Origin of the sequence: Frateuria sp. GZRR33 (assembly GCF_051900425.1) — a bacterium.
Taxonomy (GTDB): domain Bacteria; phylum Pseudomonadota; class Gammaproteobacteria; order Xanthomonadales; family Rhodanobacteraceae; genus Frateuria_A.
Map to the genome: position 1 here is coordinate 284,585 of NZ_JBHZGK010000001.1, position 21,611 is coordinate 306,195.

General features: G+C 68.5%; 22 protein-coding genes. 15 read left to right on the plus strand and 7 right to left on the minus strand.

Translation table 11 applies throughout. The annotated features are described in order from the left end of the window. The first annotated feature begins 7 nt into the window (after positions 1 to 7). The 6 genes from ACFWZU_RS01275 to ACFWZU_RS01300 all read left to right on the plus strand — a co-directional run bounded on the left by ACFWZU_RS01275 (position 8) and on the right by ACFWZU_RS01300 (position 6,862). Positions 8 to 1,231 carry an ABC transporter permease gene (locus ACFWZU_RS01275; RefSeq protein ID WP_439699596.1) on the plus strand — a complete coding sequence of 408 codons (1,224 nt, stop codon included), beginning with the start codon at positions 8 to 10 and terminating at the stop codon, positions 1,229 to 1,231. A 230-nt stretch (positions 1,232 to 1,461) separates the two neighbouring features. Continuing rightward, positions 1,462 to 2,784, plus strand: a complete 1,323-nt coding sequence (locus ACFWZU_RS01280) for an ABC transporter permease (protein ID WP_439699597.1) — start codon at positions 1,462 to 1,464, stop codon at positions 2,782 to 2,784. A 44-nt stretch (positions 2,785 to 2,828) separates the two neighbouring features. Continuing rightward, on the plus strand, positions 2,829 to 4,043 hold the full coding sequence (locus ACFWZU_RS01285; RefSeq protein WP_439699598.1) for an ABC transporter permease: 1,215 nt from the start codon (positions 2,829 to 2,831) through the stop codon (positions 4,041 to 4,043). A gap of 204 nt (positions 4,044 to 4,247) precedes the next feature. Further along, a complete protein-coding gene (locus tag ACFWZU_RS01290) occupies positions 4,248 to 5,561 on the plus strand; it encodes an ABC transporter permease (protein ID WP_439699599.1) in 1,314 nt (437 codons plus the stop codon). Positions 5,562 to 5,629: 68 nt separating this feature from the next. Beyond that, complete coding sequence (locus ACFWZU_RS01295; RefSeq protein ID WP_439699600.1) at positions 5,630 to 5,947, plus strand: hypothetical protein; 318 nt, start codon at positions 5,630 to 5,632, stop codon at positions 5,945 to 5,947. Between the two features lie 24 nt (positions 5,948 to 5,971). Further along, on the plus strand, positions 5,972 to 6,862 hold the full coding sequence (locus ACFWZU_RS01300) for an ABC transporter permease (RefSeq protein ID WP_439699601.1): 891 nt from the start codon (positions 5,972 to 5,974) through the stop codon (positions 6,860 to 6,862). Positions 6,863 to 6,901: 39 nt separating this feature from the next. Here the strand turns inward: ACFWZU_RS01300 and ACFWZU_RS01305 are convergent, their stop codons facing one another. Genes ACFWZU_RS01305 through ACFWZU_RS01315 form a run of 3 tightly spaced genes read right to left on the minus strand, consistent with a single transcriptional unit; the run spans position 6,902 to position 9,892 of the window. Continuing rightward, the gene (locus ACFWZU_RS01305) at positions 6,902 to 7,354 is read right to left on the minus strand and encodes a response regulator (RefSeq protein WP_439699602.1); all 453 of its coding nucleotides are present in this window, start codon (positions 7,352 to 7,354) and stop codon (positions 6,902 to 6,904) included. 19 nt (positions 7,355 to 7,373) lie between these two features. Next, positions 7,374 to 8,444: a sensor histidine kinase gene (locus ACFWZU_RS01310; RefSeq protein WP_439699603.1), complete on the minus strand. Its 1,071-nt coding sequence runs from the start codon at positions 8,442 to 8,444 to the stop codon at positions 7,374 to 7,376. Between the two features lie 2 nt (positions 8,445 to 8,446). Further along, positions 8,447 to 9,892, minus strand: a complete 1,446-nt coding sequence (locus ACFWZU_RS01315) for an ATPase domain-containing protein (protein WP_439699604.1) — start codon at positions 9,890 to 9,892, stop codon at positions 8,447 to 8,449. Between the two features lie 335 nt (positions 9,893 to 10,227). Here ACFWZU_RS01315 and ACFWZU_RS01320 point away from each other — a divergent pair, with 335 nt between their 5' ends. From ACFWZU_RS01320 to ACFWZU_RS01350, 7 genes are all read left to right on the plus strand, one after another. Then, positions 10,228 to 11,568 (plus strand): sigma-54-dependent transcriptional regulator, encoded by a 1,341-nt coding sequence (locus tag ACFWZU_RS01320; RefSeq protein WP_439699605.1) that lies wholly within the window; start codon positions 10,228 to 10,230, stop codon positions 11,566 to 11,568. 35 nt (positions 11,569 to 11,603) lie between these two features. Next, entirely contained in the window at positions 11,604 to 11,900 is a 297-nt protein-coding gene (locus ACFWZU_RS01325) for a hypothetical protein (protein ID WP_439699606.1), read from the plus strand. 57 nt (positions 11,901 to 11,957) lie between these two features. Further along, a complete protein-coding gene (locus ACFWZU_RS01330) occupies positions 11,958 to 12,290 on the plus strand; it encodes a hypothetical protein (RefSeq protein ID WP_301143809.1) in 333 nt (110 codons plus the stop codon). Positions 12,291 to 12,318: 28 nt separating this feature from the next. After that, a complete protein-coding gene (locus ACFWZU_RS01335) occupies positions 12,319 to 13,695 on the plus strand; it encodes a sensor histidine kinase (RefSeq protein WP_439699607.1) in 1,377 nt (458 codons plus the stop codon). A 94-nt stretch (positions 13,696 to 13,789) separates the two neighbouring features. Further along, positions 13,790 to 14,731 (plus strand): SPFH domain-containing protein, encoded by a 942-nt coding sequence (locus ACFWZU_RS01340; protein ID WP_439699608.1) that lies wholly within the window; start codon positions 13,790 to 13,792, stop codon positions 14,729 to 14,731. A gap of 415 nt (positions 14,732 to 15,146) precedes the next feature. Further along, the gene (locus ACFWZU_RS01345) at positions 15,147 to 15,596 is read left to right on the plus strand and encodes an NfeD family protein (RefSeq protein ID WP_439699609.1); all 450 of its coding nucleotides are present in this window, start codon (positions 15,147 to 15,149) and stop codon (positions 15,594 to 15,596) included. After that, complete coding sequence (locus ACFWZU_RS01350; RefSeq protein ID WP_439699610.1) at positions 15,593 to 16,858, plus strand: threonine/serine ThrE exporter family protein; 1,266 nt, start codon at positions 15,593 to 15,595, stop codon at positions 16,856 to 16,858. The genes ACFWZU_RS01345 and ACFWZU_RS01350 overlap by 4 nt, the downstream gene beginning before the upstream one ends. Before the next feature lie 693 nt (positions 16,859 to 17,551). Here the strand turns inward: ACFWZU_RS01350 and yjgA are convergent. Both yjgA and ACFWZU_RS01360 read right to left on the minus strand, forming a co-directional pair. Further along, entirely contained in the window at positions 17,552 to 18,115 is a 564-nt protein-coding gene (gene yjgA / locus ACFWZU_RS01355; protein ID WP_439699611.1) for a ribosome biogenesis factor YjgA, read from the minus strand. Continuing rightward, positions 18,112 to 18,351 (minus strand): DUF1653 domain-containing protein, encoded by a 240-nt coding sequence (locus tag ACFWZU_RS01360; protein ID WP_439699612.1) that lies wholly within the window; start codon positions 18,349 to 18,351, stop codon positions 18,112 to 18,114. Before ACFWZU_RS01360 ends, yjgA begins: the two co-directional genes overlap by 4 nt. A 90-nt stretch (positions 18,352 to 18,441) precedes the next feature. Between ACFWZU_RS01360 and pmbA the strand changes: the two genes are divergently transcribed. Then, on the plus strand, positions 18,442 to 19,794 hold the full coding sequence (pmbA, locus tag ACFWZU_RS01365) for a metalloprotease PmbA (RefSeq protein ID WP_439699613.1): 1,353 nt from the start codon (positions 18,442 to 18,444) through the stop codon (positions 19,792 to 19,794). Positions 19,795 to 19,999: 205 nt separating this feature from the next. Beyond that, positions 20,000 to 20,344 carry a DUF4870 domain-containing protein gene (locus ACFWZU_RS01370; RefSeq protein ID WP_439699810.1) on the plus strand — a complete coding sequence of 115 codons (345 nt, stop codon included), beginning with the start codon at positions 20,000 to 20,002 and terminating at the stop codon, positions 20,342 to 20,344. Positions 20,345 to 20,440: 96 nt separating this feature from the next. On the opposite strand, the gene ACFWZU_RS01375 is transcribed toward ACFWZU_RS01370, so the two are convergent. Both ACFWZU_RS01375 and ACFWZU_RS01380 read right to left on the minus strand, forming a co-directional pair. Further along, positions 20,441 to 21,376 (minus strand): polyprenyl synthetase family protein, encoded by a 936-nt coding sequence (locus ACFWZU_RS01375; protein WP_439699614.1) that lies wholly within the window; start codon positions 21,374 to 21,376, stop codon positions 20,441 to 20,443. After that, positions 21,336 to 21,593: an exodeoxyribonuclease VII small subunit gene (locus tag ACFWZU_RS01380; RefSeq protein WP_439699615.1), complete on the minus strand. Its 258-nt coding sequence runs from the start codon at positions 21,591 to 21,593 to the stop codon at positions 21,336 to 21,338. The genes ACFWZU_RS01375 and ACFWZU_RS01380 overlap by 41 nt, the downstream gene beginning before the upstream one ends. Positions 21,594 to 21,611: the final 18 nt, after the last annotated feature.

Below are 21,611 nucleotides of genomic sequence, written 5' to 3' on the forward strand. Positions count from 1 at the left end.
CCTCGCCATGGACATCCTCCCGATCCTCTCCACGCTGCGCCGCCACAAGATCACCGCCCTGCTGCTGGTGCTGGAGATCGCGCTGACCTGCGCGATCGTCTGCAACGCGGTGTTCCTGATCAACCAGCGGCTCGAGCGCATGCAGATGCCCAGCGGCGTGGCCGAGCACGAGCTGGTCCAGATCCAGGCCTTCGGCATCGGCGACACCGCCGACGCCAAGGCGCACGCCCAGGAAGACCTCACGGCGCTGAGCCAGATTCCCGGCGTGAAGTCGGTGGCGCTGACCAACCAGGTGCCGTTCACCAACAGCTCCTGGAACACCAGCGTCAAGCTCGACCCCAAGCAGAAGCAGGCGACCCTCAACGCCACGCAGTATTTCGGCGAAAACCTGCTGCGCACCTTCGGGGCCAGGCTGGTGGCCGGCCGCGACTTCGAGCCGGACGAATACCTGGACATGCGCCTGGTGGCACGCGACGAGAAGCTCGCCAAGAAGGTCGTCTCCGTGATCATCACCCGCGACCTGGGCCAGAAGTTGTGGCCGGGCCAGTCCGCGCTGGGCAAGACCCTCTACCTGGGCGGCGATCCGGTGCGCGTGGTCGGCGTGGTGGCGGGCCTGATCCGTCCGTCGCTGTTCGGTGGCGATTCGACCGCGCAGTGGTCGATGGTGTTCCCGTTGCGGATGGATTCGGACAACGCCAGCCGCTACGTGATACGCACCGCGCCGCAGGACCGCGACCGCGTGATGGCGGCGGCCGCGGCCACGCTGCGCAAGACCGACCCGCACCGCATCATCCTGGAGAAGAAGACGCTGGACGACATCCGCGCCGAATTCTTCCAGGACGATCGCGCGATGGCCGGCCTGCTCGGCGGCGTTTGCGTGGCACTGCTGGTGGTCACTGCGCTGGGCATCGTCGGCCTGGGCAGCTTCTGGGTCGCGCAACGCCGCCGCACCATCGGCGTGCGCCGCGCGCTGGGCGCCACCCGCCGCAACATCCTCACCTACTTCCAGACCGAAAACTTCCTGCTGGCGACCATCGGCATCGCACTGGGCATGCTGCTGGCCTACGGCATCAACCTGTTCCTGATGCTGCACTACGAGCTGCCACGGCTGCCCGCCTATTACTTCCCCGTGGGTGCGATCACGCTGTGGCTGATCGGCCAGGTGGCGGTGCTCGGCCCGGCCATGCGCGCGGCGGCGGTGCCGCCGGTGGTGGCGACCCGATCGGTGTGAACGCGAAGGAGACCAGCCGATGAATACTTCGAACGCAAATCACGCGGGCGCCCCGCAGGCGCAAGGCAGGCGGATGCCCGGGGATGCACGAGGCCTGGCCCGCACGCCGCTCGATCGGACCCGCGACGGGGCCATCGCGCGCTTCCTGCGCAGCAAGGGCGCCACGCCGGATGGCGAGCGCCGCGCGGCGACTCGGTAACGCACCGGCACGCCGACCACTGGAGCAACGAATGTTTGGTTACTACCTCGACCTCGCCCTGCACAGCCTCAAGCGCAACAAGGTGCTCACCGGCCTGATGGTGCTGGCGATCGCCGTCGGCATCGGCGCCAGCATGACCACGTTGACGGTGATGCACCTGCTGTCCGGCGATCCGATGCCAGGGCGGAGCGCCACGCTGTTCTATCCGCAGGTCGACCCGACCGACAGTCCGGCGCCGGACAGCCAGCCGCGCGACGTGATGGACTACCGCTCGGCGGTCGACCTGTGGAGCGCGCATCGCGCCGATCGCCAGGCACTGATCGCCAGCACCGCCCTGAAGATGCGGGCGCCGGGGGTGAACCTGCCGCCGCAGATGGCGCGGGTGCTCGCGACCACCAGCGACTTTTTCCCGATGTTCGCCGCGCCGCTGATCTACGGAAGCGGCTGGACGCCGGCCGACGATGCGCAGCGCGCGCGCGTGGCGGTGATTTCCACCGACCTCAACAACAGGCTGTTCGGCGGCGCCAACAGCTTAGGCCGCACCTTGCGGCTGAAGGATTCGGACGTGCGGATCGTGGGCGTGCTGGCGCCCTGGCGTCCCTCGCCGCAGTTCTACGACGTTGCCGGGGGGCGCTTCTCGGAGGGCAGGACCGCCTCCTTCTATGCCAAGCCCGAGGACGTCTTCATGCCGTTCAGTGCGGCGCAGGATGTCGCCGGCAACGAATTCAACGTGTTCACCTGCTGGGGCAACCTCGAAGCGCTCAAGCATCTGCAGACCGCGCCCTGTGTCTGGGTGGCGCTGTGGGTGCAGCTGGGCGACGCGGCGAAAGTCGCAGGCTACCGCCGCTTCGTGGCCGACTATGCCGGTCAGCAGAAGGCGCTCGGCCGCTTCGTGCATGCCGACAACACGCGGATGATGGACTTGATGCAATGGCTGGACTTCAACCACGTCGTACCGAGCGACGTGAGGCTTCAGGTCGTGCTGGCGTTCGCGTTCCTGCTGATCTGCCTGTTCAACACGGTTGGCCTGCTGCTTGCCAAGTTCCTGCGGCGCAGCGGCGAGATCGGCGTCCGCCGTGCGCTCGGCGCAAGCCGTGGCGCGGTGTTCGCCCAGTGCCTGGTGGAGGCCGGCATGATCGGCCTGCTCGGCGGCCTCGGCGGCTGGTTGCTGACCCTGGCGGGCCTGTGGCTGGTGCGGCGCCAGCCGGTCGAGTACGCCGACTTGGTGCACCTGGACGCGGGCATGTTCCTGGCCACTTTCGTGCTGGCCGTGCTGGCCGCACTGCTCGCTGGCCTCGTGCCAGCCCTCCGCGCGAGCCGCGTTACGCCCGGCCTGCAATTGAAAACGCTTTGATGCGCTGCCCGCAGCCGCACCCCTGAAGGGAGCCCGAAGGAACCATGCAGATACAACCTGTCCTCGCCGCGCTGCGCCGCCATCGCCTGGCCACGCTGCTGATCGTGCTGGAGATCGCGCTCGCCTGCGGCGTGCTGTGCAACGCCTGCTTCCTGATCGCCAACCGGTTGCAGCAGATGCACATGCAAAGCGGCGTCCAGGAAAGTTCGCTGGCGGAGCTGACCCTGACCGGATTCGAGCCGTCGCAGGCGACCGACCTCAATGCCCGCGTGCTCGATGGCCTGCGCACCATCCAGGGCATGCAGTCGGTCAGCGTGATCAACGCCGTTCCCTTCGGCGATCACGCCGGCACCGCTGGCATCAAGCTCAGCCGTGACGCGCAGGAGATCGCCGGCGTGGTCGACTTTTACGTGGGCGGCCCTGGCAGCTTCGAGGCGCTGGGCACGCGCGTGGTATCGGGACGCGCGCCTCAGGCAACCGACATGCGGCCGGTGGTCGACTTCCTCCCCAAGGGCGCCTCGGTGCTGGTGACGCGCGCGCTGGCCGAACACCTGTGGCCCGGCGCCGATCCGCTCGGCAAGGTGATCTGGTGCGCCGACCGGCCATTCCGCGTGACGGGGATACTCGATCACCTGGCCCGGCCTTCGGGCGGAGAAGGGGGCCCGGAAACCCGCGAGTGGTCGGTGTTCGTGCCCGCGCTTCCCGGCGAGAATCTGGCCGGCGTCTATCTGTTGCGTGCGGCGCCGGACCAATTGGACCGGGTGTTGCGCGACGCGCGCGCGCGTATCGCCAAGGTCGCACCGGAAGTCGTGGTCGACAGCCACGGCAGCCAGACCCTTGCGCAACTGCGGGACCGCTATTTCCGCGACGACCGCGCGATGGCCGGCATGCTGGTCGGCGTGATCGTCGCGCTGCTGCTGGTGACCTCGCTGGGCATCGTCGGCCTGACCAGTTTCTGGGTGGCACAGCGGCGCAAGCAGATCGGCATCCGCCGCGCGCTGGGCGCCACCTGCGGCGACATCCTGCGCTACTTCCAGACCGAGAACTTCCTGATCGTCAGCTTCGGCATCGGGCTGGGCATGGTGCTGGCGTTTGGCATCAACCTGCTGTTGATGACCCGCTACGAGCTCCCACGCCTGCCGCTGTGGTACCTGCCGATCGGAGCGCTCGTGTTGTGGGGGCTGGGCCAGCTGGCCGTGCTGGCGCCGGCGCTGCGCGCGGCGGCGGTACCGCCGGTGGTGGCGACGCGCTCGGTGTGAGTTCGCCGCAAGGGCGCCGCAAGGGCGCCCATCCGCCTGTCGGCGCCTGCCCGCGCGCGGGGGGGAAGGGTCGGCAGGTGGGGCGCAGTCGGGTCCTTCCACCTGCGCGCGGGGGGCTTGACAGGAGGGGCAGTGGGTCCTTTCCCCGTTCCAAGGGCGAATGGGGCGACCTCGCCGCAGCATTCGATTCGCCGGGAGCAAGAAATGTTCGTCTATTACATCGATCTCGCCCTGCATAGCCTCAGGCGCAGCCCGATCCTCACCGGCCTGATGGTGCTGGCGATCGGACTGGGCATCGGTGCGAGCATGACGATGATCACCGTGCTGCACGTGATGACGGCCGATCCGCTGCCCGGCAAGAGCGCGCAACTCTTCCGCCCGCGGCTGGACCCCACGCCGCTCGATTACAAACAGCACGAAGGCAGCCCTGACCCGAGCGACAACTTCACCTGGCCCGACGCCATGGCGCTACTGGATGCCCACAAGGCCACCCGGCAGGCGGCCATGGCGGGCGGTTCACTGCTGGTGCGCCCGTCGCGCGAGGGAATGCAACCGTTCGACGCGAACGGGCGCTATGCCACGGCGGATATATTTGCCCTGTTCGGCGTGCCGTTCACGTACGGGCAGGGCTGGTCGGACGCACAGGACAAGGCGCGTGCACGTGTGGTGGTGCTTGGCGATGGACTCAACCGCCAGTTGTTCGGCGGCCGGGACAGCGTCGGCCGGACCGTGCGGCTGGGTGACACCGATTTCCGGGTCGTCGGCGTGACGGCAAGGTGGCAACCCGATCCGCTGTTCTATGCCGATACGTCCAGCCGGCAGTACGCCGCCATGGACCAGTTCTTCCTGCCACTGGCCACCGCGGTCGACCTGCAGCTGGGCGTCAACGGCAATTTCAGCGGATGGGGCAAGGATCGCGGGGCGAACCGAATGCTCAGCGCGACGACGAGCTGGCTGCAGTTGTGGGTGCAATTGGACGGGCCGGCGCAGGTCGCGGCCTACCGCCAGTTCCTCGTCGACTATTCGGCGGAGCAGAAATCGCTCGGACGCTTCCAGAAGCCCGCGACCAACGCGGCGTTGTATGGCCTGATGGCATGGCTGGCCCATGCGAACCTGGTGCCGGACGACGTGCGCCTGCAACTGTGGCTGGCGCTGGGTTTCCTGCTGGTGTGCATGACCAACATCGTGGCGTTGTTGCTGGCGAAGTTCCTGCGCCGCAGCGGTGAGATCAGCGTGCGCCGCGCCATGGGCGCACGGCGACGCGACATCTTCCTGCAGCTGGGCATCGAGGCGGCGGTAATCGGCACGGCCGGTGGCGTGTCAGGCGTGGCCATCGCTCAGCTGGGCCTGTGGAGCGTGCGCCAGCGCCCCGACGACTACGCACGGCTGGCGCAGATGGACGTGCCGATGCTGCTGGGCACGGTGGCGCTGGCGATCGCCGCCAGCACGCTGGCCGGGTTGCTTCCCGCGTGGCGTGCGTGCCGACTGCCGCCTGGGTTCCAGCTAAAGACGTTGTGACGAGTCATCCCCGGCGCGGCGATGGCATCCCGAGACCAGCCCTCCGATCGGCACAAGGATATTTCTCCATGCCATGGCAACCCATACTGGCCAGCCTGCGACACCATAAGTTGACTGCGGCTCTGCTCACGTTGCAGGTCGCGATCACCCTGGCCATCGTGTGCAACGTGGTTTACATGATCGCCGGCCGCGTCGAGCGGATCGGCGTGTCGACCGGCCTGGCCGAGGACGAGCTTTCGGCCGTTCCCAGCCGGAACATCGACAAGGTAACCAACCCCGCGGCACAGCTTGCTGTCGATCTGGCAGCGTTACGCGCCATCCCCGGCGTGCGAGCCGCAGTGGCGGTCAGCTATTCGATGCCGCTCAACCGGAACGAGTCGTCCTAGGGCCTCTGCCCGAGCAAGCAGGCGTTGGACCGTGCGATACAGCGCAATTCGCTCGAGGGAAGCGGCTGCGTCGAACCCAGCATCTACGACGGCACCCCGGGCCTGGTCGACACCTGGGGCCTGGACCTTGTCGAAGGGCGCGACTTCGGTCCGGATGACTTCGTGGCCAATGGCAAACCGGTCGTGGCGATCATCACGCGTGCGCTGGCGCAACATCTTTATCCGGGGCAGCGTGCGCTTGGACAGAACATGTACGACGGCGACAGATTCATCCGTGTGGTCGGTATCGTGCAGACGCTGGTGCGCCCGGAACTGCGCGGCGATGGCACCAACAACGACAGCATACTGCTGCCGCAAGCGCCCGATGGTGCCGGCGCGCTCTACGTACTGCGCAGCGCACCGCAGGATCGCCAAGGGGTCATGGCACGGGCAAGCGCCGCGCTGCGGGAAATCAACCCCAGTCGCCTGATCAAGCCCGAGCGGCTGCGGACCTACAGCGAAATACGCTCTAGCTATTTCCAGCGCGACACCACCATGATCGGCCTGCTGGTCGCCTCGGTGCTGGGTCTGTTGTTCGTCACGGCGTTGGGCATCGCGGGCCTGGCCAACTTCTGGGTACAACAGCGCACGCGCGCGATAGGCATTCGCCGCGCCATCGGGGCCACGCGCACGGACATCCGTCGCTATTTCCAGGCGGAGAATTTCCTGATCGTCGGTGGCGGGGTGCTGCTGGGCATGCTGCTGGCGGTGGTGCTGAACCTGCTTCTGATGAGCCGGTACGAACTGCCGCGCCTGCCACTGTGGTACCTGCCGGTCGGGGCTCTGGCTTTGTGGGGACTGGGTCAGCTGTCGGTATTGGCGCCGGCCGTGCGCGCCTCGCGCGTGCCGCCGGTGGTGGCGATGCGCTCGGCGTGATGGGAATCCAGCCCTTGGTCGTCGTGGCCTGCGCTGCCGTCACGCCTCGTGGATTCGCCGGGCGTCCAGCCATCCCTCGTTCGCTGCGGTAAACCACGTCAGGTTGGGGATGGCCGGCCATGGCTCGGCCTGGTGGCTGGCCAGCCGTGCGGCCACCGCGTCGACCGCGGCCACGGCATCATCGGGCGAAAACGGCTTGGCCAGCACGCCCAGTGCACGGGTCCCGCCAGCGCAAACCTGTGCGAGCTGCCCGGTCGCGAACAACGAGGGGATCCCATAGCACTCGTGCAGCTCGCGCACCAGGTCGATGCCCGAACGCGGCCCTTCGAGGTCGACGTCGACCAGCGCGAGCGCAGGGCGATCCGTCGCCACCAGCTCCAGCGCGTCCTCCACCGAAAGGGCAGGGCCGAGCACGCGATGGCCGTGCGCGGTCAGCGCGTCTTCCAGCATGAAGGCGAGCAGGGAGTTGTCTTCGGCGATCAGGACCAGCATGCAGGACGGCTACCTTGGGTCAGGCGAGCGAGGCTACCGCTTCCACGCCCTCGGGCATCGCGGCGAAGGTGGAAAGCGGAATGGACATCACGCAGCGCAGGCCGCCGGGCAGGAACTCCAGCTCCGCGGTGCCGCGCAGGGTGCCCTTGACCGCGGAGCGGACGTAGGCGGTGCCGTAGCCGCGCCGCGTGGGTGGTTCGACGGCGGGGCCACCGGTCTCCTGCCAGGTGATGCGAATCGCCCCGTCGGGGTCCGGGGCGGATGCGCAGTGCAGTTCCACCTGGCCGGAAGGCGTCGACAGCGCGCCGTATTTGGCGGCGTTGGTCGCCAGTTCGTGCAGGCTGAGCGCAAAGGCCACCGCGGGCGCCGATTCGAGCATGAGCGGCGGCTGGTCCACCTGGATCCGATCGGGGGTGTGCGAGCGGTAGGGCGCCAGGACCAGCTCGGCGATGTCGGCGATCGAGCGCGGCCGGTTCGACATCACCAGCGCGGCATGCACGCGCGAGAGCGCGTTGAGACGTCCCTCGAAACGCTCTGCGAAGTCCTCCAGCGAGTCGCTTTGCCGGCGGGTCAGGTGGTAGATCGCATACACGTTGGCCAGCGTGTTCTTCACGCGGTGGTTGAGCTCGCGCTGGAGTTCCTCCTGCAGGGCGATGTGGTCGCGCAATTCGAACTGGCGACGGCGCGCAGCCACTGCCGCTTGTACCGCGGTCAGCAATTCCACCACGCGGACCGGGCGCTGCAGGATCGTCAGCTTGGTCTGCGGGAGCGCATCCTCGAGCCCCACCAGGCTCGGCCCGCTGCGCTGGGCCCCGTCGAGCAGGAGCACGATCGGAAGTTCCGACCACGGCGGCTGGGCGGCGAGCGCGCCGCCGAGCGCATCCAGCGTCTGCGGCCGCAGGGCTTCCTGCGTCACGATGGCGGCGGTGCAGTCGGGAAGGTTCCCGACCAGTTCGTCGATGTCGGCGCAACAGACATGATCGATGCCGTTCTCGCCGAGCAGGGTGCCCAGCAGGGCGGCATCCTGACGGTAGGGCGCGAATATCAACGTCTTGTGCAATGCCTGTCCCGGTTCGAGCAAAACGGCCATTATTACCGGATCGGGCCGCTCGGTCCCAGCGGCGGCGGATTGAACGCCTGCACCTTGACCCCCTCGGGCTCGATCACCAGTTCGTGCACGTCCAGGTCGTGCGGACCGTGGCGTTTCTTGACCACGGTCACGCTGCGCCGGATCAGGCCGGGCCATTCGTACATGCGCAGCAGGATCACCGCGTCGCCCAGGAAGCTCACGTCCACGTCGGTACCGACGTTGTGGCCGAGCAGGCCGTGCTGGGCGACGATCAGGATCGACAGCACGCCGCGTCGCGACAGGTACTTGACCAGCGACTGGATCTGCATCACCGCCTGGTTGCTCTTGGGCAACGCGCCCAGGTAACCGGTGAAACTGTCGATGAGCACCACGCGCACGTCGTGCTCATCCACCGCCTTGCGCACGATCTGGGAGAACTCGCCGGGCGAGATTTCCGCCGGATTGAAATCCTTGATCTGCAGCTGCCCCGATTCCTGATAGGGTCGCAGGTTCATGCCCAGGCCTTCGGAACGGCGGAAGAAGGTTTCCAGGCGCTCTTCGAACAGGAACATCGCGACCGACTCGCCGCGTTCCAGCGCCGCATGGGAATAGATGGACGCCAGGGTCGACTTGCCGGTGCCGGCCTGGCCGACGATCAGCGTGGTGGTGCCCGCTTCCAGGCCACCGCCCAGCATCTCGTCCAGCTCGCCGATGCCGGACTTGATCAGCGCGGTGCGCGCAGCTTCCGGGGCCAGGCGGGGTACCAGGCGCGGGTAGATCTCCACGCCCTGGCTCGAGCGGATGGCCATGTCGTGGTAGCCATCGAAGAACGCCACGCCGCGCATCTTGCGTACCTCCACGCGGCGCTGCGCGATGCCGTACTCGGGCAGGTCCTTGGTCAGGCAGAGGATGCCGTGGGCCAGGCCCTCCAGCTCCAGGTCGCCACCATGCTCGGCCCCGACGTCCAGCAGGAGAGCGGCAATGCCCTGCTTGGCCAGGAACACCTTGAGCGCCAGAATCTCGCGTCGGAAGCGCATCGGGTCCCCGGACAATTGCCGGATTTCCATCAGCGAGTCGTAGACGATCCGCTTGGGCTTGATCTCGCGGATCGCCTTCTCGACCGCCCGCTGCGTGCGGTCCAGCCGCAGGTCGGCCGAATGGAAGATGGTCTGGTCGGTGGCGGGGTCGAGCGCTTCGGCGGCCTCCAGTTCCTCGATGTGGACGCCCTCGAGCGACCATCCGTGGGATTGGGCGATGTGCTCGAGTTCGCGCCGCGACTGCGAAAGGGTCACATAGAGCACCGGTTCGCCACGGGCGACGCCCTCGCGCAGGAACTGCAGGCTGAGTGTGGTCTTGCCGGTGCCGGGGGCGCCCTGGACGAGGTACAGCCGTGGGCCGGGCAGGCCGCCTCCGAGAATCTGATCGAGGCCGGCGACGCCTGTCGCAACAACGGAGGTCTGGGTATTCAAGAAAGGACTCGGATGGGACGCGCCGTCCGCAGGGTCGGACACGTGGGAATAAGGGGGCCGGTGGCCAGGTCGTGCGCTCCCGGGAGCAGGGCGCTGGGGGATTCCTTCCGGCAGGTGCTGGTTCGTGATCCTGGCGCTACGCTGCGCCGGTAAGTCGCGTCTGGCTGGATAAAAGCCGACCGGGCGATTGCATCCAACGCGACATGACAGGCGCGTGATGGAGGCAGGTTACAGCCCATCGGAAGATGCATGGCCGGGTTGGTTCCGGGGCGTCGCGCGACTGTGGCAACCTTTTGGCGTGGAGATGCATCCATGCCCACATGTGCAGGAAAAAGATGCGTACCGTCCTGATCATTGACGACAACCCCGCGGTCGGCGAGGCGCTGTCGCTGCTGCTTTCGTTGCACGACATCCGCCCGCTGATCGCGCTCACGCCCGAGGACGGCCTGGCGACGCTGGACCGCGAGCTGGTCGACGTGGTGATCCAGGACATGAACTTCACTGCGGACACGACCTCGGGGGAGGAGGGCGTGGCGCTGTTCCGCGCGATCCGCCAGCGCCACACCGACCTGCCGGTGATCCTGCTGACCGCCTGGACCCACCTGGAAACCGCGGTGGAGCTGGTCAAGGCCGGTGCCGCCGACTACGTGGCCAAACCATGGGACGACACCAAGCTGCTGGCGACGGTGGAAAACCTGCTGGAGCTGTCCGAGTCGACCCGCGAGGTCAACCGCACCCGCCGCGAGCGGCGGCGTCGCCGCGACGTGTTGCGACAGACCTACCATCTGGACGGGCTGGTGTTCGCCTCCGACGCGATGGCGCAGACGCTCGAGCTTGCCTGCCAGGTCGCCCGATCGCACGTGCCGGTGCTGATCACCGGGCCCAACGGCGCGGGCAAGGAGCGCATCGCCTGCATCGTGCATGCGAACTCGCCGGTGCGGAACGGGCCATTCGTGGCGGTCAATTGCGGCGCGCTTCCCGGCGAGCTGATCGAGGCGGAGCTGTTCGGTGCCGACGCCGGCGCCTACACCGGTGCCAACAAGGCGCGCGAGGGCCGCTTCGAGCTGGCCGACGGCGGCACCCTGTTCCTGGACGAGATCGGCAACCTGCCGCTGCCCGGCCAGGTCAAGCTGCTGCGCGTGCTCGAGACCGGGCAGTTCGAACGGCTGGGCTCGGGCCGCACGCGCCAGGTCAAGGTGCGCGTGCTGTCGGCCACCAATGCCGATCTCAAGGCGATGGTGCGCGCCGGCACCTTCCGCGAGGATCTCTACTACCGCCTCAACGTGATCGAGGTGAACCTGCCGCCGCTGGCCGAGCGCACCGACGACATCGTGCCCCTGGCCGAGCACTTCCTCGACGGCCGCGCCGAGCTCGGCGACGCCGCGCGCGAGGCACTGGTCAGCTATCCGTGGCCAGGCAACGTGCGCGAGCTGAAGAACGCGATCGAACGCGCCGCGCTACTGGCAACCGACGGGGTGGTGACGCCGCAGCTGCTCAACCTGCCGCAACACACGCCGGCGGTCGCGCGCAACCTGGACGAACCCAGCCGCGAGGCGGTCGAAACCGCACTGCACCGCGCCGATGGCGTGGTCAGCCGGGCCGCGCAGTCGCTGGGGTTGTCGCGCCAGGCGCTGTACCGGCGGATGGAGCGTTACGGGCTGGCGGTGCAGGGCTAGAATCGGCACGGACCATGGCAGCCCAGGAGCGTGGCATGACTTTCCGGAAGCTTGCAGGCTGGGCCATGGCGCTTGGCTGCACGGTGGGCCACGCCCAGGCCACGATGGAGCTTCACCCGCCGATCCCGCAGTTGCCCGGCGACCGGACCAGCGACCATTTCCATCTCGGGCGCGAACACGCTTCCCATTCCCCGCAGTGGGCGACCAACCTGGGCCAGAGCGTCGTTCGCGCCGTGGCGTTGAAGCACCGGATGACCAGCGGTCCTCTGGTGCAATATGGATCGCCAGACCGCCACTGCGGATTCGACAGAGAGGATCCCAGCTGCGCCTGAGGCGCTGGATGTCGATCCGCGGCCGGATGACTTGCCCCCACTTTCGAGGAGTAGCCCATGCCACGCAGTTCCCTCTTGCTCGCTACCCTCCTGGTGGCCACGGCTGCCCAGGCCCAGAGCGCGCCTCCGGTTCCCCGGGCGAGCGACAGCTGGAGCCAGCCCGCGCCGGCCGCGACCGTCGGTTATCGCGAAGCGGCGCTTCCCAGGACGACCGATAGCTCCCGATCGCACTTCAAGTTCAAGGACCGCCGCAGTTACACGCCGCCGTCCGCCAACGCGGCGCAGCAGCATTCGGGCAACGCGGCGGTCGGTTCCATGGGCACCATGGACCGCAATGGCCGCCCCGCGGTCAACTGCCCCGCGACCCCGATGGATCCTGCGTGCCACTGACATCCCGGGCCCGAAGCCGGAGCCTCGCATGCAACTGAGATCGCTGCAGGCCCGGCTGACCGGGCTGCTCATGCTGGCGAGCCTCAGCGGCGCGCTGGTCTACGCCGGCCTGACCCAATGGCCGTTGCCGCAGGTGCTGGCATGGCTGCGCCACGACCCGCGCCTGGGCGTCCACTTGCCGACCTGGCCGGGCATCTCCGGCAGCCTGCTTGCCACCATGGTGGTGCTGTTGCCGCTGGCATTCTGGTTGGGCGGCCAGGTGATGTCGCCGATCCGGCGCCTGCTGCGTGCGCTCGAAGGCGCGGTGGCGAGCTACCGCGACGGCGACTTCAGCTTCTCCATCTCGGCCGACCGGCGCGACGAGCTGGGCGCGTTGATCCGCATGCACAACACGCTCGGCCAGACCCTGCGCGAACAGCGCCAGCACCTGGTGCAGCGCGAGTTGCTGCTCGATACCGTCGTGCAGCACACGCCCGTGTCGCTGGTGCTGGCCAATGCCCAGGGGCGCATCGCTTACGCGAACATCGCCGCGCGGCACCTGTTCAACGAAGGGCGCAGCCTCAACGGGCTGGATTTCGGCGAACTCCTGCTCAACGTGCCCGAGGCGCTGCGCCGGGCGGTGGAGAGCGGCGAGGATGCCTTGCTCAGCGTGCCGATGGACGGTACCGATGAAACCTTCCACCTGTCACAGCGCCTGTTCCGGCTGCAGGGACGGCCGCACAAGCTGTATTCGCTCCGCCGCATGACGCGCGAGCTGTCGCGGCAGGAAGTGGCGACGTGGAAGCGGGTGATCCGCGTGATCAGCCACGAGCTCAACAACTCGCTCGCGCCGATTTCGTCGCTGGCGCACTCGGGCGCGGAACTGGCCCGGCGCGGCGACCTGGCCCGTCTGCCGGGCGTGTTCGCCACCATCGGCGAGCGTGCGCGCCACCTGCACGGCTTCATTGCCGGCTACGCCAGCTTTGCCAAGCTGCCCGCGCCGCAGCCGCAGGCGATCGACTGGCAGGCTTTCCTCGACAGCCTGGCGCTGCACTGCCGGTTCCGCCTGGCGGGGCCGGTACCGGCCGAACCGGGCTGGTTCGACAAGGCGCAGGTCGAGCAAGTGCTGATCAACCTGATCAAGAACGCGCACGAGGCCGGCGGCCCGGACGACGGCGTCACGCTCGGGCTCGCCCAGGTCGGCCATGACTGGCGCATCGAGGTGGCCGACCGCGGCCCGGGCATGAGCGAGACGGTGCTGGCGCAGGCCCTGCTGCCATTCTATTCGACCAAGCGCGCCGGCACCGGCCTGGGACTTGCGCTGGCACGCGAGATCACCGAAGCGCATGGCGGTCGCATCACCCTGGCCAACCGCGAGGATGGTGGCCTGCGGGTCAGCCTGCTGCTGCCAGCAAGAAACCAGTAAGAGGCGCCTGTTCCTGGCCGCATCGCGGGCGCGCACAGGCGCGCCCTGCAGGCATCGCGCGCCTATACTGGTCGCTCAACCACAGGAGGGGGCCATGGGCAGCTGGATAATCGGCGTGGTGCTGGTGTTGCTGGTGATCATCGTGATCGCCAAGCTGGTGCGGATCGTGCCGCAGGGCTACGAATGGACCGTGGAGACCTTCGGCCGCTATACCCGCACGCTGAGCCCGGGCCTGCATTTCCTGGTGCCGTTCTACCAGGCCGTCGGCGCCCGGATGAACATGATGGAGCAGGTGCTCGACGTACCCTCACAGGACGTCATCACCAAGGACAACGCAGTCGTGCGCGTGGACGGCGTGGTGTTCTACCAGGTGCTGGACGCGGCCAAGGCCGCCTACGAGGTAGCCAACCTGGAGCAGGCGTCGCTGGCGCTGGTGATGACCAACATCCGCACGGTGCTGGGCTCGATGGATCTGGACGAGTCGCTGAGCAAGCGCGACACCATCAACGCGCAGCTGCTGCGCGTGGTCGACGAGGCCACCCACCCGTGGGGCGTCAAGGTCAACCGCATCGAGATCAAGGACATCGCGCCGCCGCGCGACCTGGTCGACGCGATGGCCAAGCAGATGAAGGCCGAGCGCGAGAAGCGCTCCAACATTCTCGAGGCCGAGGGCTTCAAGCAGGCGGCGATCCTCAAGGCCGACGGCGAGAAGCAGAGCGCGATCCTGGCTGCCGAAGGCAAGAAGGAAGCCGCCTTCCGCGAAGCCGAAGCGCGCATCCGGCTGGCCGAGGCCGAGGCCGAGGCGACCCGGATGGTGTCCGACGCCATCGCCAGCGGCAATATCAACGCGCTCAACTACTTCGTCGCCAACAAGTACGTCGAGGCGCTGAAGGAGATCGCGCATTCGCCCAACCAGAAGATGCTGCTGCTGCCGATGGAGGCCACCGGCGTGATCGGTTCGCTGGCGGGCATCGCCGAGCTGGCCAAGGAGGCGCTGTCCCAGCAGGGGACCAAGGCGGTGCCACCGCCGCGTTGAGGCCAGGCTTCCCCCATCCGCCTGTCTGCACCTTCCTCCGTGAAACGGGGAAAGGACCCGGATGTGGGGTCCGGGGCCGCTCTTTCTCGCGCGAAGACCGATCCTTCTCCTCGCTTCGCCAGCAGTGCGCCCGCAAGGCCGAGGACGCTTTCGTGCCTCTGCGCGGGGAGGGCCGAAAGTGGAGTGTAAGGACGCGCTCCGTCGCGGGCGCGGGAAAATCGATCCTTCCCCGTTTCACCGGGAAGCTGCCCGACCTGCGGGCCCGGGCGCGCCGGCGGAGCGGCGAAGCCGGCCCCGTAGGGGCGAGCACCATGGATGGCGCGAGTAAGGGCGGATGGGGGCAACCCGCCGCACGCCACCGCTTGCCGCCGCTTGTCGCAAGCAACACCATCGCCACACGCAACCCGGAGTCCGCATGTCCTCCACCCTCGCAACCCATCACCTCTGGTGGCTGCTGGCCCTGCTGCTGATCGCGCTGGAGGTCGGCCTGCCGGGCTACTTCCTGCTCTGGATCGGCATCGGCGCGGGCGCCACCGGCGTGCTGGCCTGGCTGTTCCCGGGGATGTCGCTGCTGACGCAGGCGATCGCCTTCGCGGTACTCGCGTTCCTCGCCTGCGCGGTGTACGCCCGCGTGCTCAGGCCCCGGCTCAAGCGCGGCGACGCCGCCAGCGAGCGGCTCAACCGCCGCGGCGCGCAGATGGTCGGCCAGCGCTACGTGCTGATCGAGCCGATCGTCAACGGTCGTGGCAAGGCGCGCGTGGGCGATGGCGAGTGGCTGGTCAACGGGCCTGACCTGCCGCTCGGCGCCACCGTCGAGGTCGTCGGCGTCGACGGCAACACCCTGCAGGTACGATCGGCCACATGAGCGGGCTGATCCCGGGGGCGGCGCAGGCACCGCTGGAAACCCGCATCGCGTTCCTGGTGGAACTCGCGCGCCGGCTGCACCAGTACGGCACGTCGGCGCCGCGCCTGGAGATGGCCATTTCCGCCTCGGCGCAGCGGCTGGCGCTGATCGCCGATGTCTGGTCCAGCCCGACCGCGATCATCATCTCCTTCGCCGATGCCAGCGCCGAGGAAGGCCTCGCGCAGGTCACCCAGGTGATGCGGTTGCCGCCGGGCGACGTCCACCTGGCGCGCCTGTGCGAGGCCGACGCGATCGCCGACCGCGCCATCGCCGGGGAACTGGGCCTGCGCGAAGGTTTCCATCTGTTGCGCGAATTGGGCCGGCCGGAAACGCGGCGGGCGCAGGCAGGTGTGATCGGCAGCTACGGCCTTTCCGCGGCGAGCGTGGCGGCGTTGTTCCTGCACAGTTCCTGGGCCGACCTGGTCGTCGCCGGGGCGATCGGCCTGCTGATCGGCCTGATCACCGTGCTTTCGGCCACGCGGCCGCGGCTGGCGGCCGCCAGCGACGCGATCTGCGCCCTGGTGGCGACCGCCGGCGCGATCCTGGTCAGTGCGTTCGTGGTGCCGCTGGCGATCAAGTCGGTGGTGCTGGCCGCGTTGATCGTGCTGGTGCCGGGCATGTCATTGACCACCGCGGTGCGCGAGATTTCCAGCCAGCATTTGACCTCGGGGATGGCGCGCATGGGCGGGTCGATCGCGACCCTGCTCAAGCTGACCTTCGGCACGGTGGCGGCCAGCCAGCTGTGCGCGGCCTTCGGCGTGACGGCGGGGACGTTCGCGTTGCAGCCGTTGCCGCGCTGGATGGATTGGCCGTCGCTGCTGGTCGGCGCGCTGGGGTTCGCGATCCTGTTCCGGGCGGCGCGGCGCGACTGGATCGTGGTGGTTGTCGCGGTGGCGGTCGGTTACCTGGCCACCCGCTGGGGCGGTCTGCTGTCCCACGCGGTGCCCGGAGCGCCGTTTGGCGTTTTCCTCGGCGGGTTGTTGCTCGGGGCGATGGCGAACCTCTATGCGCGGTATCTGCATCGGCCTGGCGCAGTGGTGCGTGAGCCGGGGATCATTTTGCTGGTGCCCGGGAGCGTGGGGTTCCAGAGCGTGTCTTATCTGTTCGAGCGCGACACCACGCTGGGGATGGACAGTTTCATCTTGCTGATCACGCTGTTGATTTCGCTCGTGGCCGGGTTGTTGTTCGGGGATCTGCTGGTGTCGCCGCGGCGGTCGCTCTAGCTTCGAGAGGGGCTGTTCGGGCGAAGATTCGCAACGAACCGTTTCGGAGCGAAGGCTTTAGAGCGAGAGGCTTTAGAGCGAGAGGCTTTAGAGCGAGAGGCTTTAGAGCGAAGAGCTTTCGGACGCCGTTGGCGCCCGAGTCACTTTCTCTTGCTTGCCCAAGAGAAAGTAACCAAAGAGAAGGGCACCCCGATGGCGCGCCCTGCGGGCCTTCGGCCCGCCGGGTGCGCGTTCGGATGGCGGGGTTTTTCGACGGGGCTCCTGCCCCGACGAAAAACTGGCCGGCGTCCTGCCGGCCACCCTGCGGGCTGATCCGCCACCCGCCCGCCGCGCCATAGGGGCCGGAAGCAGCGCGCTCCTGCGCGCACTTTTCAATAAGGCCAGAGCGCAGAAGCCAGAGCGTAGGGCCAGAGGCCAGAGTCGGCGCAGAGTCTGGCGCAGAGCCGCAGTGCCAAGCCAGAGTGCAGAGCCGAGGTGCAGAGCGGAGGAGGGCCGAAGTGCACAGCCACATCGCAGAACACGCCGCAATGCCGGGGCGCGGAGCGAAAGCCGGAGTGCGAGGCGAGACTGCTTTCGCCGCGAAGGACTTGGTGGAAAGCGCTTGCGGAAAACGAGCTCCCTCTCCCCTCCGGGGAGAGGGTTGGGGTGAGGGGCGGGGCTCGCCTCGGCCTGTCGGCCAGGGCGGCGGGTGTTTCAGTCTTCGGCGCCCTGGCCCTCGTCGCCCGCTTCTTCCTGCTGCAGTTCCTTGAGCAACTGGAAGATCTCCCGGTACGCCCGCGGCGGCTTGTTCGCTGCGCGCTCGCTGCGTGCCTGGCGGATGAGCGAGCGCAGGTGCTGGCGGTCGACGGAAGGGTGTTCGGCGATCAGCGAAGCGGCGGCCTCGTCGTCGTCGATCAGTCGATCGCGCAAGGCCTCCAGGCGATGCATGGCCGCGGTTTCCTGGCGCTGGCGTTCGCGGTTCTCGCCCAGTTCCGCGCGCACGCTGTCGAACACCGCGTCTTCATGGCGGCGCATCTTCTTGGCCAGGAACGCGAGCTGGCGCTTGCGCGCGATGTGCGAGCTGATCCGCCGCACGTTGGCGATTTCGTCGCGCACGTCCTCGGGCAGGTCGAGCTTGGCCAGGCGGCTGGGCGGAAGCTCGACGAGCTGGTTGGCGAGCGCCAGCACGGCGAGCGCTTCGCGACGCTGCTGGGTACGGCTGGGACCGTAGTCCTGCTCGTCGAGTTCGGTCTGGTTGCGGCTGCGGCTGGGACTCACGGGCTTTCCATCGGGTCGGGTGGGCTGGGCATTTCCAGCGCGAAGCGGGGCACGGGCTCACCATCGACCGTGACGGTTTGCACGAACATCGCCATCGGGCGCACCCAGAGGCCGTGCTCGCCGTACAGCGCGCGGTACACGACCAGTTCTTCCAGCGTCTCGCTGTGGCGGGCGATGCCGAGCACCTGGTAGCGCTGGCCCTTGTAGTGTCGGTAGATGCCGGCGACCGGTGGCATGCGCGCTCCTTTTGATCGGTCAGGGCGACCCCATGTCCGGAAGTCGTGCAGTGTTTCGCCGCCCATTCTACCTGCCTGAAGGAACGCCCCGTGAGTGCAGCCGTCCTGTCCGCCGACACCAGCCACCAGGAACTCGACCGCCTGGCCGAGCTCGCCGAGGATGTCATCCGCCGCGCGCGCATCGCCGGCGCCAGCGCGGCCGAGGTGGCGGCGAGCATCGACAGCGGCCTGAACGTCAACGTGCGCCTGGGCGAGGTGGAGACGGTCGAGCACACGCGCGACCGCGGCTTCGGGCTGACCGTGTACTTCGGCCAGCGCAAGGGCACCGCCAGCACTGCCGACCTCAATCCCGCCTCGATCCAGGCCACGATCGACCAGGCCTGCGCAATCGCGCGCTTCACCGAGGCCGACCCTGCCGCCGGGCTGGCCGATCCGGCGCGGATGGCGACCCGCTTTCCCGACCTTGATCTTTGGCATCCGTGGCAGGTCGATACGGCCGAGGCGATCGCGCTGGGCCAGCAGATCGAGGCCGCCGGTCGCGCACACGCGGGCATCACCAATTCCGACGGTGCCGCCGTGCAGGCGGGCCAGACCCTCTCGGTGTACGCCAACTCGCACGGCTTCGTCGGGCGCGAGCGCGCCACGCGCCACGCGCTGTCGCTGTCGCTGATCGCCGGCGAGGGCGACGGCATGCAGCGCGACTACTGGTACGACTCGGTGCGCGACGCCAACGACTTCATGAGCGCGCAGGCGCTGGGTGACAAGGCGGCGAAGCGCACGCTGGCGCGGCTGAACTCGCGCAGCCTGGGCACGCGCCAGTGCCCGGTGCTGTTCGTGCCCGAGCTCGCGCGCGGGCTGATCGGGCACCTGGTCAGCGCGGTGAGCGGCGGCGCGCTGTACCGGCGCGCCAGCTTCCTGCTCGATCACGCCGGCAAGCGCGTGATGCCCGAATGGATGAACATCGTCGAGCGTCCGTTCCTGCCGCGCGGCATGGGCTCGGGTGCATTCGATGCCGAAGGCGTGGCCACGACGGACAGCGCGCTGATCGAAGGCGGCGTGCTGGCGCGCTACATCCTCGGCAGCTATTCGGCGCGCAAGCTCGGGCTGGAATCGACCGGCAACGCCGGCGGCATCCACAACCTGCTCGTCGAGCCCGGCCAGGACGACTTCGACGCCCTGCTCAGGCGCATGGGCACCGGCCTGGTGGTGACCGAGGTGATGGGCCAGGGTGTCAGCACGCTCACCGGCGACTATTCACGCGGCGCGGCAGGCTTCTGGGTCGAGAACGGGCAGATCGCCTTCCCGGTGGCGGAGATCACGATCGCCGCCAACCTGCGCGACATGTTCGCCGGCATCGTGGCGGTGGGAAGCGACGTGGACCGCCGGGCGCAGATCCTGACCGGCTCGATCCTGCTGGACCGGATGACCGTCGCCGGCCAGTAGCCTTTGGCCTATGGCGCCGCCGCGCGGCTTTGCTAGCATCGCGCCACCGGCGACAGGCCGGCGTCATCGAAGGAAAGAGGAGCCTGGCATGAGCGTTCCACCCGATTCCGTCGTACCGCCCCCGCCGCCTTCGGGCGAGCCGGTCCCGCCGCCCGAGCCGTTCGATTCGGCCGGCATGCCCAGCCATGAGGAACGCCAGTGGGCGCTGTTCGCGCACCTTTCCGCGCTGGTCGGCGGATTGCTCACAGGCGCCTTTGCCGGCCTCGGCTGCTTCATCGGGCCACTGATCATCTGGCTGATCAAGAAGGACACGATGCCTTTCGTGGATGACCAGGCCAAGGAGGCGCTGAACTTCAACATCACCCTGGCCATCGTCGGGGTGGCGCTGTTGCTGCTGACCTTGATCACCTTCGGCTTCGGCGCGCTGCTGACGGTGCCGGTCGGCATCCTGGTCGGCATCGCCTGGCTGGTGTTCACGATCATTGCCGCGATCAAGGCGAACGAGGGCGAGCGGTACCGCTATCCGTTCACGCTCCGGCTGATCAAGTAAGACCCGGGTGGGCTTCGGCCTGCCCGTTCCCTGTAGGAGCGCACCTGGGCGCGACCGTGAGCATCCCGGTCGCGCACAGGTGCGCTCCTGCGACTTTTAGTGGGAGCGCGTGGCGGCGTAGTGCGCCAGTTCTTCCAGCAGCGCGGCCCCTTGGCCGAAGGGCGCGATCGCCTGCAGGGCGGTGGCGGTCAGCTCCGCAAGGCGCTCGCGCGAAGCGTCCAGCCCGATGATCGAGGGGAACGTCGGCTTGTCGGCCGCCGCATCCTTGCCGGCGGTCTTGCCGATGACCGCCGATTCGCCCTCCACATCGAGGATGTCGTCCCGCACCTGGAACGCCAGGCCGACGGCGGCGGCGTAGCGGTCCAGCGCATCGAGCGCTTCGAGGTCCGCCCCGGCGGTAAGTGCGCCCAGGCGCACAGCGGTGCGGATCAGTGCGCCGGTCTTGCAGGCGTGCATGTGTTCGAGCTCGGCCAGCGTGAGCTTGCGGCCCACGGCCGCCAAGTCCAGCGCCTGGCCACCGGCCATGCCTTCGGCGCCGCAGGCGCGGCCCAGCACGCGCAGCATCTGCAGCGTGCGTGCGGCATCGGTGCCGGTGTGCGGATCGTGGGCAAGGATCTCGAAGGCGAGCGCCTGCAGGGCGTCGCCGGCAAGGATCGCCATCGCCTCGCCGTAGACGATGTGGCAGGTCGGGCGGCCTCGGCGCAACGCGTCGTCATCCATCGCCGGCAGGTCGTCGTGCACCAGCGAATAGGCATGGATCAGTTCGACCGCGCAGGCCGGCGCGTCAAGTTCGGTGCCATCCGTCCCCAGCGCGTGGCCGGCGGCATAGACCAGCAGCGGACGCAGCCGCTTGCCGCCGCCAAGCACGGCGTAGCGCATGGCCCCGTGCAGTTCCAGTGGCGGCTGCTGCTCGGAGGGCAGCACGCACGCCAGCGCGGCGTCGGCGCGCGCGGTCAGCGCGAGCAGCCGGGGGCCGGGTTGGGACGGCGCGTCAGGGTTCGGATTCGAAGGGTTCGGCGTCGTCGGGCGCATCGGGATCGAGCAGCAGGCGCACGCGCAGCTCGGCCTTGTCGAGGGCTTGCTGGCAGTGGCGGTAGAGGCCGATGCCGCGCTCGAAGGAGGCCAGCGATTCGTCCAGGCTCAGCTCCCCGCCCTCCATGCGCGCCACCAGTTGTTCGAGCTCGTCCAGCGAGTGCTCGAAGTCGGCGACGGACGGGGTTTCCGCGGGGGCGGGAGCGGGTTTGGCCATGGGCCGCAACGCTAGCGC